Genomic DNA, 17,438 nt, shown 5'->3' on the forward strand with positions numbered 1-17,438 from the left:
GCCCTTCGGGTTGGGGCGGTTTGCCACCGGCCGCTGCGTTGCCGAAGCTCAACGATGGCACCGCATCGCCTGCGCTTCGACGCCTTGCGGACGGAGGCAAAGCGCTCCCAACGCGACCCACGGGACGTTCACCACGGGCTCCTAGGATCGAGGGACCCCTTCTCCGGGGTCCCTCTCTTCGTTTTGGCCAGCTCCCATCGACTCCCCTCGCCTCACCTACGCATCGAATCTCTTAACACAAATAATCTTATATTTAAAAATAAAGTATTGACATTATTATTTTTTATATATACACTAGCGTTGGTACTTCTAACAGCCGGCTGTCGAAGAAGCCACCGCACGTTCTAGGCCAGCAAGCCTGAGAACAGCGCCGGTCGCAACCTGCACGCTGCAGGCCGCGGCCCTCTGGAGATTTTGCGCCTGGGTTTCGACGATCCGCCGTTGTCGCATCCGATCTTCAAATTCCGTGGCGCGCAACGCTAAGGAGTTTTGCATGACTCGTTCGCACCGGCTAACCACCGCCCTTTTCATCTCCCTCGCCCTTCTCGCCGTACCGGCTTTTGCCGCCAGCCCGGTAATTGAAGCTGGACCGGACCTGTGGCGCACGACCGACGACGGTTCCACCCGCGCGGACTTCGCCCTGGAGCCGATTCCGGCCGACTTCTTCTGTTCCGGCTCGGAGCCCTTCAACGGCGTGATCGGCTTCAAGGGCCATCCCCTCGCCACCGAACCGGCCGGCATCCTCGGCAACACGGACACCATCGTCTACCGCATGGATGACGCGGTCTTCGACGGCGAAGGCCGCGCCCACACCCGCGTCCAGGTGATCGCCATGGAGTTCGACTCCATCGCCCCGCTCAAGAACGACTGTGGCACCTTCGACGTGCGCACGGTGCTTGAAGGCGAGCAGCCGGTCACCGACATGGAGATCCGCCGCCTGCGCAAGGCCGGCGGAGTCTTCCTGGCCGAAATCGCCGTGCGAGTGCGGCTGATCTTCACCCCGCGGGACGGCAAAGGACAGCTCGAGCTGTTGCGCGACCTGCGCTTCGCCCCGGCGCCCAACGCCCAGTGGACCGAAGAAGCCGGCAAGGACGCGGTGGCTCCGCGGAACTTCTTCCGGGTGGACACGGACGCCGACGGCGTGGCCGACACCTGGGTTCCGGGGATGAGCAACTTCGCCGCCGGTTGGGAATCCGGAATGAACGGCGTCCCGGCCGTGGCTCCCCCGGATTGCCACTGCGACTACTTCGAGTGCGGACACCGGCACTGCCTGCAGACCGCGGATCCGGTCGACGAGCCGGTGGGTCCGGTGAATCCGACCGATCCCCGCAGCCCCGTAGAGGACGGACCCGGCGTCCCCATCGAGCCGATTCAGTAGGATCAAGGCCTAGGCACCAGAAGGGGCCTCTCCTCCTTCTTGAGAGGCCTCTCCTACCCAAGCCATCGATCGGAGAAGGGACCCCGATTTCGGGGTCTCTTTTCTATTTGAGGCCACGGAACCGACACACGATCGCAGCCTCGACGAGCTTCGATACGCACCGAATTCCATGACACAAATAAACATATATTTAGAATTGAAAACTTGAATCTATTTAGATTTACAGATATAGTTACCTAGTTTATTCCAACAGCCGGCTGTCGAGGTAGCCACCGATCGCTCGTCGGTCCAACGACCGCACGGCGGTCTGGATTGAGGTTCGCTCGTAGAACCGCAACCCGAACGTTGACCCTGCGTCGATTTTTTGGCGATAGGTCGCTCTGACGAATCGCCGATCAGGACGCGCTCAGCTAAGGAGTCTCGAATGAGAACCCCGCATCGGTTGACCCTTCTTTTCGCCATCATCGCCCTGGTCCTCGCCACCCCGGCCTTTGCCGGAGTCGTCATCGAAGCCGGACCGGACCTGTGGCAGACCAGAGCCGACGGCGATACCCGCGTCGACTTTGTGCTCGACCCCATCCCCGCCAACTTCTTCTGTCCAGGCTCGGAACCTTATGTTGACGTGATCGCCTTCAAAGGCGTGCCGCTCACCACACGCCCGGCCGGCGTCCTCGGTACCACCGACACCCTGGTCCAGCGCCTCGACGACGCGGTCTTCGACGCCGACGGCCGCGCGTTCACCCGCGTCCAGGTGCAGGCCATGGAGTTCGAGGGCATGGCGCCCGTCAAGACCAACTGCGGCACCTTCGCCGTGCGCACCGTGCTCGATGGCGAGCAGCCGATCACCGACATGGAAATCCGCCGCCTGCGCAAGACCGGCGGCGTCTTCATCGCGCCCATTTCGGTCAACGTAAGGATGATCTTCACCCCGCTCGACGCCCGCAACAAGGGCCAGGTCGAGATCGCCCGCGAGATGCGCTTCGCCCCCATGCCGAACGCCGTCTGGGCGACCAAGCCCGGCCCCAGCGGTGTGGCCACGCCGGGCAACTTCCTGGTCGACACCAACGCCGACGGCGAGGCCGACACCTGGTACTCCGGCACCCCGGGCTTTGTAGTCGGCTGGGCCCTCGACGGCAACAACAATGCGTATGGACCCTCCAACTGCCACTGCGAGTACAACACCTGCGGCCATCAGCACTGCACGGCCCCGCCGAACTGCCCGCCGTTTGAACTCTGCGAGTTCGAGCCCCAGCTCTAGGATCACAAGGATCCGGCGTGGGAACCTGGTTCCTTCAGGAGTGCTTTCCCAGTTTCTGAGTTGACAGATTCTTCGTACCAAGAACCGGGGACCCCGAAAGGGGTCCTTTTCTTGTAAATCCCCTACCCCGCCGCCAGCAGCTCCATCACCCGCCCCACCGCGTCCGTCCGGGCCACTGTGTGCTTTTCGCCGTCGCGACGCAGGGACAGTTCCAGATTGCCTTCCTTCAAGGAGCGCGAACCGATCACCAGCCGAACGGGGATGCCGACTAGATCGGCGTCGTTGAACTTGACGCCGGGGCGCTCGTCGCGATCATCGTAGAGCACTTCGACGCCGCGCTCCTGTAGCTCCGCGTAGAGTGAATCGGCGGCTTCGCGCACCGCTTCGTCGCGACCGGCGTTCAAGGGCGAGAGCAGCACCTCGAAGGGAGCCAAGGGCAGCGGCCAGATGATGCCGTCGTCGTCGTGATTCTGCTCGATGGCGGCGGCGATGGTGCGGCCGATACCGAGGCCGTAGCAGCCCATCACCATCGGCCGGTCCTGGCCGGAATCGTCGCTGTAGACGCAGCTCATGTCTTCGGAGTACTTGGTGCCGAGCTTGAAGATGTGCCCCGTCTCAATGCCGCGGTAGAGTTCGAGAACGCCTTCGCAACGCGGGCAAGCGTCGCCGTCTCCTACCAGCAACAGATCGATCACTTCCGCGGGCTCGGCGTCGCGCTCCCAGCGGGCGCCGACGTAGTGCGCCTCGTCGCGGTTGGCGCCGCACACGAAGCCTTCGAGGTCGCGCGCCGACGGATCGACCAGCAGCGGAATCTCCTTCGGCAGGCCGACGGGACCGGCGAAACCCACCGGCGCGCCGGTGGCCTGGCGTACCTTGTCCTCACCGGCCAGGGCCAGGAATTCGGCGTCCAGGAAGTTGCCGAGCTTGATCTGGTTGACCTCCCGGTCGCCGCGGATCGCCACCGCATGGAGCCCCTTGTCGGACTCATAGAGCAGCGTCTTCACCACCCGCATCGGCGACACTTCGAGGAAGGTCGCCACCTCATCGACGGTCTTCTGGCCCGGCGTATCGACCGCCTCCAGATCGCGCTCGCCATCCCCTTCGGGAGCCGCCAGGGGACGGGTTTCGGCCTTTTCGACGTTGGCGCCGTAACCGCAGTTCGGGCAGCGCACCACTTCGCTCTCGCCGGTATCCGCTACTACCATGAACTCGTGGGAGTCGGTACCACCGATGGCGCCGGTGTCGGCCTCGACCACCGTGTAGTCAAGCTTGCAGGCCTCAAAGATCCGGCCGTAGGCGGCCCGCAGTTCCTCGTAGGTTTCGCCCAGGCTGTCGTAGTCCGGGTGGAAGGAGTAGGCGTCCTTCATCAAGAACTCACGACCGCGCATCAGGCCGAAGCGCGGCCGGATCTCGTCGCGGAATTTGGTCTGGATCTGGTACAGGGTGATCGGCAACTGGCGGTAGCTGCGCACGTCCCGGCGCACCGTATCGGTGATCACCTCTTCGTGGGTCGGACCGAAGCAGAAGTCCCGGCCGTGGCGATCCTCGATGCGCAGCAGCTCCTTGCCGTAACGCTGCCAGCGCTTGGACTCGTGCCACAGCTCCGCCGGCTGCACCGCCGGCATCGAAAGCTCCACACAGCCGGCACCGTCGAGTTCCCGGCGCACGATATCCATCAGCTTGCGGAAACTGCGCCAGCCGAAAGGCAGGGTGGTGTAGATGCCCGCCGCCAGCTTCTTGATCATGCCGGCACGGAGCATCAGCCGATGGCTGACGACCTCCGCATCGGCGGGGACTTCCCGGGTGGTGTACAGATAGTAGCGGCTCCAGCGCATGATCTCGTGTCTCCTGACCCATTCCGCGGTGATCGACTACCGGCCCTGGCGGCGCACCCGCTCGAAGAGCCGCGCCGAATCCCGCATGCACTCCATCATTTTCTGCTCCAGCCCCTCGCCGCGATCGTCGAGGCGCCGCGCCTTGGCGAGCACATCCCGGGCTTCTTGTTCCGAGCCTTCCGCCAGCAAGGCCATTCCCAGGTGCCGATAGGTGGTGGCCGAAGGGCCGAGGTCGCTCGACCGCGCCAGATAGTCGATGGCGCGATCGTATTCCCGGCGTTTGTAGTGCACCCAACCGAGGGCCGCCAGCGGGAACTGCTTGAGCTCGTCCGGCGCCAGTTCCAACGATTGGCGGGCGAAATCGAGCGCCTCGTCGAGATCCTCTTCCATTTCCGCCAGGTTGTAGGCCATTTCGTAGTAGGCGATGGTCTTGCTGAAGTTGCTGTGGCCTTCGTCGAGCAACTGGCGACCCAGGCGGTTGCCCTCACGCAGGCGCCCCTGGCCGCGCAGAGCACCGATCAGGGCGGCGCAGGCGGTGGCCTTGAGCATCTCGCCGCCGGGCTCACCGGTGTCGAGGGCCAGCACTTTGCGGGTCACCCACTCCGTTTCCCGCTGCTGGTTGAGCTCGAGGCACAGCAAACCATAGGAGATCAGCAGCGTCGGGTGATCCGGATCGAGGGCCAGCGCCCGGCGGAAACACTCCAAGGCCTGCTTGGGCTGGTCCGCATCCATCTGCTCTTCGGCCCGCTCCAGCCACTCGCCGGCCTCGCCCTCCACCCCCGGCAGCGGCGCGCCTGCGGGGCCCGAGAGGTAGCGCACCAGATCCTGGTAACGCAGCCGGTTGGGATTCAAGCGCTGGGCCTCGCGAAAGGCCGCCAGGGCCTTGCGGTTCCAGTGGCGGTCGAGGTAGGCGAGGCCGAGCAGATGGTGGGCCTCATCGAGCGCCGGGTCCAGCCGCACGGCCTCCTGGAGTTGGCGAATGGCCGGCGTCAACTTGCCCATTTCATACAGGCAGCGGCCGTAGAGGAAGAGGGCCTGCGGCACCGGCTCCAAGGCGACGGCCCGCTCCAGGTACACCACCGCCCGGGCGAGATTGCCCTGGGCGGCGACCACCGCCCCCAGGCTGAAATTGGGCAGAAAGGCATCGGCGTAAAGCGCCACGGCCCGCCGTAGAAGTTCTTCGGCACGCTCGTTGGATCCCGCCTCATGCAGCAGCACGCCGCTGTAGACCAGGCCCTCGTAGTGATCCGGTACCGCTTCGAGCACCCGGCCGAAATACATCAATGCGCGGGCAGAGTCCCCCTCGTTGAAACAGGTTTCGCCGAGGTAGAAGGACAGCTCGTAGTTGTTCCGGTCGAGGCGATGGGCGGCTTCCAGCAGCTCCGTTCCGCGCTCTACATCGGAGGCGGCGAGGGCCGCCTCGGCATCGTCCAGAAAGGCCAGGAACTCCGACCGCCGTTCGCCTTCGAAGAGGGCGGCGACGCGATCCCGCACCGCCGTGAAGCGCTCCTTTTTCTCCAGCGCCAGAAGCTGGAAGTCCATCTGCGCCTGCCACAGCTCGGTCCACTCGTCCGGCGCCAGAAGGCCCTTGCGTTCGAGGATCTCGCGCAGCGCCGTCAGGCCCGTCTGCTGCATCAGCAGGCCGCGCTCCTGCTTTTGGATGACGCCGAAGAGCTGGCGGACGGAATCCGCCGTCCGCTTGACCGCCTCTTCGAGGATGGAGATGCGTTCCAGGAGGTGTTCATCGAAGGAGAAGCTCTCGTCCGGATCTTCCTCGAAGAAGCCCTCTTCGTCCTGATGGGACGCGCCGGAAAGCACCAGCAGCTTCTGGTGACACCGGTCACAGAACTCCCGGTCGTCGGCGTTGGGAGCGCCGCACGACTGGCAGATCACGGTGCCCCGCAGCTCGCCGGTCATGAATAGTCGTAGAAGCCGCGGCCGCTCTTGCGGCCGAGATGGCCGGCGTCGACCATCTTCACCAGCAAGGGGCAGGGACGGTATTTGGGATCGCCGAAGCCGTCCTGCAGCACGCGCAGAATGTCCAAGCAAATGTCCAGGCCGATCAGATCCGCCAGGGCGAGGGGACCCATCGGATGGTTCATGCCGAGCTTCATCACCTGGTCGATCGCCTCCGGCGTGCCCACCCCTTCGTAGAGGCTGAAGACCGCCTCGTTGATCATCGGCATCAGCACCCGGTTGGAGACGAAGCCCGGCGCATCGTGCACCTCCACCGGGATCTTGCCCATGGCCTCGGAGGCCTCCTTCACCGTATCGAAGGTCGCCTGATCGGTGGCCAGGCCGCGGATCACCTCCACCAGCTTCATCAGCGGCACCGGGTTCATGAAGTGCATGCCGATCACCTTCTCCGGCCGAGAGGTCGCCGCGGCGAGCTTGGTGATAGAGATCGAACTGGTATTGGACGACAGAATCGCGCCGCCTTTGCACACGCGGTCCAGCTCCTCGAAGACGGAACGCTTCACCTCATAGCGTTCGACAATCGCCTCGACTACCAGGTCGGCACTGGCCAGGGCGCTCAACTCGCCGGCGGTGGAGAGCCGGCCGAGGGCGGCATCGCGGTCTTCCGCCACAATCTTTTCCTTCGACACCAGCTTGGCGAGGCTCTTCTCGATCGCCCCCTGGCCGCGAGCCAGCGCGTCCGCCGAAACGTCCACCAGCACCACCTCAAAACCGCTCACCGCCGCCACCTGCGCAATGCCGTGGCCCATCGTGCCGGCACCGACCACACCGACGACAAAGTTCGAAACATCAACGGACATGCGACTCTCCTCTACTCCTGATTCTCGACCACCGGAAACGACCGCGCCAAGCTGGTTACCAAAGGATAAGGGGCGGGCCAAACTGCGGTGGTGTCAGCCTACGGGATGCCCTCCTAGGGGTCAAGGAGGCGGAGGAGCTGCCTTACTGAGGGACGTAGCCCGCGCTTCGAAGCGCCGATCTTGGCGCAGCGCAGCTAGGCGGGGGTCGACCCGCAGGAAGACCAACCAGGGGTCGCGCTGGACGATGGCCTCGTCGAGGTACCCGAAGGCCTCGTCGGGCTGGCCGAGGAGGGCGGTGAGCATGGCCTTGCGCAGGGGATCCCCCTGCACCTGAGAGAGGAGCCGGCGCCGGTGTTCGGCGAGGGCCGCCACGGGATCCGCCGGGTCGTCCTCCCGCGGTCGGCCGCGGAGGGCCGCTTCGAGGCCTTTCTCGGGTTCTCTCAATTGCTCATAGGCGATCTCCAGGCAGGCCCTGGCCCAGCCGTAATGGGGATCGATTTCCAGGGTCCGGGTGCACTCTTCCACCGCCTCTTCCGGGCGGTTCGCGAAGAGGAAATACCAACCGAGGTCGGACATCACCGACAGGGACAACGGATCGAGTTCCAGCGATCGGCGGACGGCGGTGATGGCGTCGTCGTGGCGGCCAAGGGCAGCGAGTGCTCCGGCACGCCAGTGGTGGGCCATGGCATAGTTGGGCGCGATCTCGACGGCGCGGTCGAAATCCTCCAGGGCCGCTCGCGGTGCGAAGTCGCCATAGAGGCGCGCGAAGCCGAGGGCGTTGTGCGCCAGGGCGAGTCGCGGATCGAGAGCCAGCGCCCGCTCGACGGCGGCGCGCGCCGCCGGAAAGGCCTCCTGCGGAGTGACCTCGCCGGTGAACACCAGCAGGTTCCAGGCATCGGCCTCGCCGGCCCAGGCCGGGGCGAAGGCCGGATCGAGACCTTGCGCCTGGCGAAATGCGGTGATCGCCCGGCGGTAGCCCTCCGTCGAGAATCGATTCCACTCCCAGCGGCCGCGCAGATAGGCCTCGTAGGCCTCCGGACTCGCCGTGGCGGCGCGCACCTGGGAGGCGCCATCCGGCAGCAGTTCGAGGGCGAGGGCGCGCGCCACCTGCTGCGCCACCTCCGCCTGCACCGCCAGTAGATCGTCGCGGTCGCGATCGTAGGTCGCGGCCCACAGATGGGTCTGCCCCGCCGCTTCGATGAGCTGAACGGTGACCCGCAAGCGATTCCCTTGAGAGCGGACGCTGCTCTCCACCACGTAGTCGACGCCCAACTCTCGGGCGATACGGTCGACCGGCAGGTCGCTGTCCTTGTAGGTCATCGACGAGATGCGCGCGATCACCCCCAGCCGGTCCGGATCGAGCCGTCCGAGATGGGTGATCAGTTCCTCCGTCAAGCTGTCCGCCAGGTACTCGTCCCCCCCGGGGCTCAGGTTGAGGACCGGCATCACCGCCAGCAGCCTCCGCTCCCCGTCGGAGCCCGTGGGAGCGACAGTTCCCATCCGGTCCCGCAGGACAAACAACGCACCGAGACCCACCAGCATCGCCAGGACCGTCAGCGCCAGGGCGCTCAGCCGGGGAATCCGGCGCGCCTTCTCCGGCTGGGCGACCGTGACGGGCAGCACCGGCGCGATGAAGCGATAGCCCCGCCGCGGCACCGTTTCCACGAAGCGCGGGCTGTCGGCGAAATCGCCCAGGGCGTCGCGCAGCTTCTTGACCGCCGCGTTGAGATTGTTGTCGAAGTCGACGTGAATGTCGTCGCCCCAGAGGTGGCCGAACAGCTCCTCCCGAGACACCACCTCGCCGGGCCGTTCGAGCAGAGCGATCAGCAAGCGCAGGGGCTTGTCGTGAAGCCGGAAGCGCATGCCGCCCCTACGCAGCTCACCGCTTCGAAAGTTGAGCTCGAAGATCCCGAATCGGACCTGTTCGTTCGCCTCCACGACCCCTCCAGTGTAGCAACGCTAGCCTGCCGAACGGCCTTCCGAGGCGGTTAACTTAGCCCACTAAGATCTTTTTTCACAACGACTTAGAGGATAAGCAACGTTTCAGCGAGAAAAGAGCTCCGGTCCCTTGCGAAAACATCTCCGAAAGCCCATCGTCAGAGCCTCGATTCACTGACGAAGGAGATCGCCATGCGCCTCATTCCAAACCCATTCGCCGCCGCCACTTTCACCTGGATTCTCACCGCTTTCGGCGCCACGGCCATAAGCGCCACACCGACTCCGGCGACGGCGGACCCCTTCCGCTGGCTCGAAGAGGTCCGTTCCGACAAGACCCGCACCTGGATCGAGCAGCAGGACCGGGCAGCCCGGCGCTACGTCGAGAAGCTCCCCATGTACGAAGCAGGGGTCGAACGGCAGAAGGCGTTGATGAACCTCGACGCCATCGGCGTGCCGATCGAACGCGGCGACGGCGACCGTCGGCGAGTGTTCTTCACCCGTGGCCAACTGGCCGACCCGGCCACCGGCCTGTGGGTGGAGGAGGGCGGTCGCGACCGCCTGCTGATCGACCCGACGAGCTTCGAGGCTCCACCGGGGGAGACCCTCCGCCTCGCCGGCTGGGTGCCCAGTCCGGATGGGCGGCTCGTCGCCTACGGCATCGCTCGCCTCGGTTCGGGATGGAGCCGCTGGCGCGTGCGCGATGTCGCTACGGGTAACGACTTGCCGGACGAACTGGGCGGCCTGCGCGGCGGCAACCTGGTGTGGACACCGGACGGCTCGGGGCTCTACTACGGAGCCTACGATGAACCGCCGGCCGGCAAGGAGCTGGAGACGGTGCTCTCGGAGCAGACGGTGCGTTTCCATCGCTTGGGCAGCCAGGCCACGGACCGGATCGTGCACCGCGAAGAGGGCTGGACGGCGGGTCTTTCTGTGAGCGACGACGACCGCTTCCTGGTGCTCACCTCCCGCCCCGGAGCGGATCCGCGAAGCCATATTCGATTGATCGCCTTCGGCGATGAGAAGATCAAAGCACAAACTCTGGTGAACGAAGACGCCTTCTATCGCTTCGTCGGCAACGACGGCGACACCTTCTGGCTGCAGACGGACCACCGGGCGCCGCACTCCCGGGTCGTCGCCCGCTCCCGCGCCACCGGCCGCGAGCGGGTCGTCATCCCCGAAGCGGAGTCCGCCACCCTCACCCGAGTAGACCTGGTGGCCGATCGCCTGCTCGCCCTCTACGCCGTGGACGCCCTACCCCGGCTGCGCATCTTCGATCTCGAAGGCACCCAACAGCGCGACCTTGCCCTGCCCCAGAACGCCACCACCTTCTCCGGTTTCCGCGGCCGGCGGAGCGACCGCACGGCCTACTTCTCGGCCACCAGCGTCGCCCTGCCGGGGATCGCCCACCGGCTTGATCCGGTGAGCGGCGAGATCGCCACCTTTCGGCAACCGAAGCTGCCGTTCGATCCCGCCGACTTCGTGCTCGAACAGCGCTTCTACGAGAATCGCGAGGGCCTGCGGGTGCCGATCTTCCTCGCCCACCATGTGGATTTCCCGCTGGATCGGCCGCGGCCGGTGCTGATGTACGGCTACGGCGCCTTCGGCTGGTCCGCCTTCCCCTGGTTCCGGCCCAAAGTCCTCGGCTGGCTGGAAACCGGAGGGATCTACGCCCTACCGGGCATCCGCGGCGGCGGGGAGTACGGCGACGGCTGGCACCAAGCCGGCATCGGACGCCACAAACAGAGGGGCATCAACGACTTTCTGGACGCCGCCGAATGGTTGATCGAGCAGAAGCTCACCCAGGCGGATCGCCTCGCCGCCGACGGCGGCAGCGCCAGCGGGGTGCTTGCGGCGGCAGCGGTGGTTCAGCGACCAGAGCTCTTCGCCGGAGCGCTGGTCGACGTGCCGATCAGCGAGATGTTGCGCTTTCCGGAAATGACCGGCGGCGCCCGCTGGACCGCCGAATTCGGCTCGCCGGACGATCCGGCAGACCGCGCTGCCCTGCTCGCCTACTCACCGCAACACAACCTCGAAAAGGGGACCTGCTACCCACCGGTTCACATCGTCGCCGGCGAACAGGACGAAATCGCCATGCCGGCCCACGCCTACAAGCTGGCGGCGGCGATGCAGGAGGCTCAAGGCTGCGATCAACCGATCCTCCTGCGAGTAGCCTGGGACGCCGGCCACACGGTGGGCTCGACGCCGGAGCGCAAGCAAAAAGCCTGGGCAGCGCAGATCGCCTTTCTGCGGCGGCATCTGAACTTCACCTCCGCTCAGTCAGAGGGAGCGGCGGCCGCCGAGGCAGCGCGTTGATAGCGGACCGAAGGACGGGCTAGGCCGGAGCCAACCAGGGTTGGCGGCTGCCGAATTTGGTGGAGAGCGCCGCGCCCACGCCGATGAAGGTGGCAATGGACCAGGCCCAGATGCCGAGGTAGGGCACGAACTTGATCAACCCCAGGGCGATGAGGCCGACGGTCGCGACATTCAGGGCGCGCATCGGCCGGCGGATTCGCCGGCGGACCAACCAAGCCCCCAGGGCATGGAACACCGCCACCATGCCCCACAGCTTGAGGATCAAGGCCAGGATGACCACCAGCACCAAAAGCGGCACTCCCACCAGCGCCGCCGCGAAGGCGCTGAACAGCAGGGTGGTCAACACGAGCGCCAGCACCCCGACCACCCCGACCAGAAAACTCCGGAACGGCTGCTCGGCAATCGCCTGGGAGGTGCCCATCACGTTGCGGCCGGCGGCGGCGAAGAACACCAGCACCAGCGCCAGCCAGGAGGTGATCAGCGCCAGCTTGCCACCGATCACCAGCGGCGAGGTGGCCGGCAGGCCGAGGCTCGGCCCCTCGATCAGGGTGAGCCAGGCGGCGGAAGCGGTGGGATAGGCGACGGAGCGCCCACCGATCTGGGCCCCCGGCTCCGTTTCGATGGCGCCGCCCAAGGTGAAGACATCGCCCGCCACCCGGGCCGTCGAGTCGAGGTGGGCGCCGCCGCCGAGGACGATCACATCGCCGGACACCCGGCCGCTCACCAACACCGAACCGTCGAGGGCGGCCACATCGGCCCGCGCCTCGCCGTGCACTTCGAGATCCCGGCCGAGGGACACGAGCTGGCGCTCGGCGATGCTGCCTTCGCGCAGGATCATCGCCGAGCCCTCGCTGGCGGAAACCGGTGCCGAACCGAAGCCCAAAGACCACACGGCCGACAAGGCGACCACCAGCATGGGAACGGTACCGTGGGAGTTCACGGTGGAGATTTTACCCTTCGCGACGCACTCAGCGCCGCTCACGCCCCTTCGCCTCGACAGCGCGGCGACGGAGCAGCAGGTACAGCCAGCCGTTGATGGCGATCACCAGGGCGACGAAGGCCACCAGGTTGCCGCGCGAAGCGGTCAGCATTTCGCCGATCGCCAAGCCCAATCCCTGCCAGGAAGCGGAGAGCAAACCGGCACCGGCCAGCAACGAGGTACTGGCCAAATCCCCGATGGCGGCCAGCGCCCCGAGGAACGGCGCCTCCGGATGAAGACGAGCGGAGCTGAATCCCAGCAGCGAGGCGGTGCTGACGGCCAGCAGCACGAGCAGCGCCATCGGCCAGGCCCAGGTGCGGGGGCTGGCGCCCTCCCAGCCGGCGGCCGGCAGGCTCGACATGACGGCGGTTTGGAAGTCCCGGTTCACCGGTACCCGACTGGCGTTGAGCGTCGCCGTCAACTCTTCTAGGGCCCGACGTTCGGTCCGGCATTCCGGGCAGCCGGCGAGATGCCCGCGAAGGGCGGCGCGATCGACCGCCGCGGATAGCTGCAAGGCCTCCGCATCGAGGGCCTCGCCATCGACGATGAGATCGAGCCAGTCCCGAACCTCCGAACAGTCCAGTCGGGGTCCGGTCGCCGTTTCACCGTGATCGTCGTGCTTCGAGTTCATGCGCAAAGTTCCTCCATCGAGCCGGCCACACATTCAGTCCCCAACGTACTCGGCCAGCTTCTCCTTCAACATCTGACGGCCCCGAAACAGCTTGTTCTTGACCGTCCCCAACGGCATCCCCTTCGCCCGCGCGATCTCCTCGTAGGAGAGTTCGCCGTAGTGGCGAAGGACGATCAGCTCCCGATATTCCCAGGGCAGATCGTCGATCGACCGCTGGATGGCATCCCCCCGCTCTCGATTTCGCAGCTCCCCGTAGGGGTCGCGGTCCGGGCTCGGGAGATCCCAGTCTCGCCCTTCTTCCTCACCGTCATCCTGACGATGGATCGGCACCAGTTTGAGCCGCCTCCGGCGGATCTGGTCGATGGCGGCGTTCTGCGCGACCCGAAACAGCCAGGTCGAGAAGCGGTACCGCGAATCGAACCGATCCAGTGCCTGGTACACCTTGAGAAAGACGTCCTGCGCCAGTTCATGGGCCTCGTCGAGGTTCCGCAGCAAGCGGTACAGATAATTGACCAGGCGCCCTTGAAAGCGCTCAACCAGGATGCCGTAACTCTCGCGGTCCCCCGCGAGTACCGCGACGACGAGTTCTTCGTCGCTGAGTGGATCGGCACCTCGCTGCATGGCTATCTACGCGGGAGCGGAAAAGAAGGTTGCAACACCATAGCGTTCGCAGGAGAGTCGATTGGTTCTCAAATACGAAAACCAGCCGACGATGTTCTGCTGCGAAGGAATCAAGGCCCGAGGAATCAAGGCGATGCCACTTCGACGATGGAGCGAATGCGAGTGCCCGGCAGAATGCGGTCCAAAACCTCGTCGCCCCCGGCCACCTGGCCGAAGGCGGTGTAGCCACCGTCGAGGTGCGGCTGCGGCGACAGGGTGATGAACCACTGGCTGCCGCCGGTGTCGGCGCCGGCCAGCGCCATGCCGAGCACACCGCGCTCGTAGCGCAGGGTGTTGATCTCGTCACGCAGGGTGAAGCCCGGACCGCCGTAGCCGTCGCCCCGCGGATCGCCGGCCTGCACCACAAAGTCCGGCACGACCCGGTGAAATGTCAGATTGTCGTAGAAGCCCTGGGCCGCCAGGCTCAAAAAGTTCAAGCAGGTGCGCGGCGCCCGCGGGCACTCCAGGCGCACCGTGAGGTTTCCCGCATCGGTCCGAATCTCGGCGAAGCGGTCGCGCTGGGTGCGCTGGAGTACTTCGCGATACACCACCGTGTCGCCCAGCCCTTCGGCGGAGCCGATGGCCGGCGCTTCGCGCTCGAGGTCGAGGAGCGTGGCCGCCGCCGCGCGGCGGGTGGTGAAGTCGTCGAGCTGGGACATCTTTTCGAGCAGCGCCACCACCGTGCCGCGGTCGAGGGGGGTGCCCGCGGCGCGCGCCGCCAGCGCCCGGATGGCGGACAAGCTGGACTCGATGTTGCGATCCGCCACGGCGAAGACCGCCGCCTCACCGAGCACATCGATGTCGACCACCGGGTGCGCTGCCGCCCAGTCGAAGGCCAGCACCCGCATCGCCGCATCGGTGTCCTGCGCCAGAACCTCGGTTACCCGCTCGACGATCTCCCCTTCCGGTGCCGTGGCGAGAAAGGTCTCGAAGGCCGCCACCCGCACCGGGCCGCGCGGATCGCTCATCAAGCGCTCAACCAGGGCCGGTGCCCCGATGAAGGCCGCGGCGCGGGCCGCCGCAGCCCGCCGGACGGCGTCCTTCTGGGACGCTTCGAGACGCACTCGATCCGCCGCGCCCTCAACCCCGCCGCGGGCTAGCGCCACCAACGCCGAAGAGCGCAGCAGCGGCTCGTCCAGGCCGCCCTCGACGGCCGCCGCCAGCCGGTCGTCGAACATCCACAGATAGCTGGCGCTGATCGCCGCCAGGCGCACCTGGGGCCGGGAATCGACCACCAGCTCCCGCAAATGGGGGAGCCAGTCTTCCGGCGGCGCCGCTTCTCCGCTACCGGCCAAGCGTGTGGCCGCCGCCAGGGCCTGAATGGTCGGACCGTCGGCGGTGCCTTCGAGCATCGGCCGCAAGCGCGCCAGATCCGAGCCGTCGCCGATCAAACCGAGGGCCCGAGCCACCCACGCCCGCGCCCGCGGATCCTCGTCGCCGGTCAGAGAACGCAGCAGGCCGAGGGATGCCGGTTGCGGATTGCGCGCCAGGGCGTAGACCGCCGTCCGGCGGAGGTCGCCTGCCGTTCCGGTGACCGCTGCCGCCGCCACGTTCGCCGTGTCCTCCTCGTCGAAGCGAAAGAGGTGCGGCAGCAAACGACCCCAACTCTCCTCGTCCGGCAGGTCGGCCAGGGCATCGGCCACTTCCAGCACCGGCGTGCCGATCTTGCCCAGAGCCTCCACCGCCAAAATGCCGGTCTCGGAGTCCGCCTCGGCGGCGGCGCGCAGCAGTGGACCTCGGGATTCCGCCACCCCCAGCTCGCCCAGGGCGAAGGCCGCCGCCCGCCGCACCATCACATCGTCATCGAACAGCAGCTCCTGGAGGTCCAGGCGAGCCCGCGGATCCCGCACCTGACCGAGGGTCTCCGCCAGCATGCGGCGCAGCGAGGCATCGCCCTCCTTGGCCTGCTGCAGGGTGACGCTCTCGAGCATCCGTCGATCGGCCAGCAGCAGAAGCAGGGCGCGCTCCTCGGGATTGCGCAGCTCCATCGAAGGCAGAGCGGTGGAGTCGTCGGTCGGCGACGCGGCCGGGCTGGCCGGCGACGGCGTGCTACCGGGTTCTACTCCGCCGGTGGACGAGGCGCAGCCCCCGAGGAGCAGCCACGTCGCGACAAGAAGCGAGACCACGAGCAAGACAAACGAGCTACGGCCGGCGTTTTTCGACATGGCGCGATGCTAGCAGGCTGCTGAGCAAGCGCTTGGCGCACGGTCTCAGCAACCTGCTAGCTGATGAGTACCAGGGGGCTGGGCGCCCCCTCGCCCGAAAGCTGTACCTTTCGGGCTCACCCCATCCTCGGCGGCCTTGCCGCCGCCTTGCCCTGCGGGCTCGGAGCGAGCCTTGGAAGCAATTTTCCCTACCCTCCTATAATCGCGCCCTGATGAACTCCGACTATGGCAACTCCCTGTCCTTCGCAGGCGTGTACCGACGTTTCGGCCGCCTGCCGGTGCTCACCGGCGTCTCCGGCCGGGTCGCAGGAGGGGGCGTGCTGCTGGTCACCGGCACCAACGGTTCCGGCAAGAGCACCCTGCTGCGCTGCCTGGCGGGCCTGTTGGCGGCGGACCGCGGTGTGATCGAATGGCGGGACGGAGGTCGGGTCCTCGCCGCCGCCGAACGGCGCCGCCGGGTGGGTTACCTGGCGCCGGATCTGGCGTTCTACGAGCCCTTGACGGCGCTCGAGAACCTCGAGCTCTTTGCCCGCCTGCGGGCGGTGCCGAAGGAGCGCTGCCGGACGCTTCTCGACCGGGTGGGGCTACCGCTCCACCGGTCCGCCGGAGCCCTCTCCTCGGGGATGACCCAGCGCCTGCGATGGGCCTGGGCCCTGCTAGCGCAACCCACTCTCCTGCTCCTCGACGAACCTTTCCAGAATCTTGACGCGCCGGGCCGGCAGGACGCCCTGGACCTCCTCAAGGAACATCTGGCGCGACCCGGCGCAATGGCCGTCGTCGCCAACCCCGGAGCCCTCGAACTCCCCTCGGTGACGGACCATGTCCATCTGGCTGCGTGAAGCAGCGGCGATCTTCGCCAAGGACTGGCGGAGCGAGTTTCGCACCCGGATCGCCCTGAACACGCTCGGGCTCTTCGCCGTCTCTACCCTGGTGGTGGTGAGCTTCAGCCTCGGTCCGCTGGGTACGTCCCCGCTGGGCGTGGCGGTGTTGCCGGCGGTGCTGTGGATCATTCTCCTGTTCGCGGCCACCGCCGGCCTGCCTCGCCTGTTCGTGGCCGAAGAGGAAACCCACACCGCCACGGCGTTGCGCCTGGCGGCTCGCCCGACGGCCCTGTTCTGCGGCAAGTTGCTCTACGGCTGCGCCCTGATCCTGGCCCTCGAAGCGCTCACCGTGCCGCTTTTTCTGACCATGGTGCAGCTTCCGGTGGTCTCGCCGGGACGTTTGATCTTGGTGCTGCTGGCCGGTGGCCTTGGCCTGGCCGCCGGATCGACCCTAGTAGCGGCGATGGTCGCCCAGGCCCGTGGCCGCGGCACGCTCTTCGCGGTGCTCGCCTTCCCAGTCCTCATCCCGCTCCTCATCATCGCCGTCGCCCTCACCCGGGAAGCGGTGGGCGGCGAGCCGGTGGCGGTGTCTTTGACCCAGTTGCTCGTGTACGATGGGAGTGTGGTGGTGGCCGGGTTCATGCTATTTCCACCGCTGTGGAATCCCTAAATAGGGGAGCGAA

13 protein-coding genes are annotated in these 17,438 nt (G+C 66.5%); 5 read left to right on the forward strand and 8 right to left on the reverse strand.

Features of this window, described 5'->3' with window-relative positions; translation table 11 throughout:
• Positions 1–493: 493 nt before the first annotated feature.
• Both AAF481_08865 and AAF481_08870 read left to right on the forward strand, forming a co-directional pair.
• On the forward strand, positions 494–1,378 hold the full coding sequence (locus tag AAF481_08865) for a hypothetical protein (protein MEM7481270.1): 885 nt from the start codon (positions 494–496) through the stop codon (positions 1,376–1,378).
• Between the two features lie 424 nt (positions 1,379–1,802).
• Positions 1,803–2,636 (forward strand): hypothetical protein, encoded by an 834-nt coding sequence (locus AAF481_08870; GenBank protein ID MEM7481271.1) that lies wholly within the window; start codon positions 1,803–1,805, stop codon positions 2,634–2,636.
• Positions 2,637–2,758: 122 nt separating this feature from the next.
• Here the strand turns inward: AAF481_08870 and AAF481_08875 are convergent, their stop codons facing one another.
• The 4 genes from AAF481_08875 to AAF481_08890 all read right to left on the reverse strand — a co-directional run bounded on the left by AAF481_08875 (position 2,759) and on the right by AAF481_08890 (position 9,186).
• Positions 2,759–4,471, reverse strand: coding sequence for a proline--tRNA ligase (locus AAF481_08875; protein MEM7481272.1), 1,713 nt, complete (start codon positions 4,469–4,471; stop codon positions 2,759–2,761).
• 36 nt (positions 4,472–4,507) lie between these two features.
• Positions 4,508–6,388, reverse strand: coding sequence for a tetratricopeptide repeat protein (locus AAF481_08880; GenBank protein MEM7481273.1), 1,881 nt, complete (start codon positions 6,386–6,388; stop codon positions 4,508–4,510).
• Complete coding sequence (locus AAF481_08885; protein ID MEM7481274.1) at positions 6,385–7,248, reverse strand: 3-hydroxybutyryl-CoA dehydrogenase; 864 nt, start codon at positions 7,246–7,248, stop codon at positions 6,385–6,387. Before AAF481_08885 ends, AAF481_08880 begins: the two co-directional genes overlap by 4 nt.
• 120 nt (positions 7,249–7,368) lie before the next feature.
• Positions 7,369–9,186, reverse strand: a complete 1,818-nt coding sequence (locus AAF481_08890) for a winged helix-turn-helix domain-containing protein (GenBank protein ID MEM7481275.1) — start codon at positions 9,184–9,186, stop codon at positions 7,369–7,371.
• Positions 9,187–9,378: 192 nt separating this feature from the next.
• On the opposite strand from AAF481_08890, the gene AAF481_08895 reads away from it, so the two are divergent.
• Positions 9,379–11,499: a prolyl oligopeptidase family serine peptidase gene (locus AAF481_08895; protein MEM7481276.1), complete on the forward strand. Its 2,121-nt coding sequence runs from the start codon at positions 9,379–9,381 to the stop codon at positions 11,497–11,499.
• A 19-nt stretch (positions 11,500–11,518) separates the two neighbouring features.
• On the opposite strand, the gene AAF481_08900 is transcribed toward AAF481_08895, so the two are convergent.
• The 4 genes from AAF481_08900 to AAF481_08915 all read right to left on the reverse strand — a co-directional run bounded on the left by AAF481_08900 (position 11,519) and on the right by AAF481_08915 (position 15,934).
• Positions 11,519–12,439, reverse strand: a complete 921-nt coding sequence (locus AAF481_08900) for a polymer-forming cytoskeletal protein (GenBank protein ID MEM7481277.1) — start codon at positions 12,437–12,439, stop codon at positions 11,519–11,521.
• Between the two features lie 28 nt (positions 12,440–12,467).
• Positions 12,468–13,109, reverse strand: coding sequence for a hypothetical protein (locus AAF481_08905; protein ID MEM7481278.1), 642 nt, complete (start codon positions 13,107–13,109; stop codon positions 12,468–12,470).
• Positions 13,110–13,142: 33 nt separating this feature from the next.
• The gene (locus AAF481_08910) at positions 13,143–13,730 is read right to left on the reverse strand and encodes a sigma-70 family RNA polymerase sigma factor (GenBank protein ID MEM7481279.1); all 588 of its coding nucleotides are present in this window, start codon (positions 13,728–13,730) and stop codon (positions 13,143–13,145) included.
• Positions 13,731–13,855: 125 nt separating this feature from the next.
• Positions 13,856–15,934: a peptidylprolyl isomerase gene (locus AAF481_08915; protein MEM7481280.1), complete on the reverse strand. Its 2,079-nt coding sequence runs from the start codon at positions 15,932–15,934 to the stop codon at positions 13,856–13,858.
• Between the two features lie 212 nt (positions 15,935–16,146).
• On the opposite strand from AAF481_08915, the gene AAF481_08920 reads away from it, so the two are divergent.
• Both AAF481_08920 and AAF481_08925 read left to right on the forward strand, forming a co-directional pair.
• Complete coding sequence (locus AAF481_08920) at positions 16,147–16,773, forward strand: ATP-binding cassette domain-containing protein (GenBank protein ID MEM7481281.1); 627 nt, start codon at positions 16,147–16,149, stop codon at positions 16,771–16,773.
• Positions 16,754–17,425 carry a heme exporter protein CcmB gene (locus AAF481_08925; protein MEM7481282.1) on the forward strand — a complete coding sequence of 224 codons (672 nt, stop codon included), beginning with the start codon at positions 16,754–16,756 and terminating at the stop codon, positions 17,423–17,425. The genes AAF481_08920 and AAF481_08925 overlap by 20 nt, the downstream gene beginning before the upstream one ends.
• The last annotated feature ends 13 nt before the right edge of the window (positions 17,426–17,438 follow it).

Source organism: Acidobacteriota bacterium (genome assembly GCA_039030395.1).
Lineage (GTDB): Bacteria > Acidobacteriota > Thermoanaerobaculia > Multivoradales > JBCCEF01 > JBCCEF01.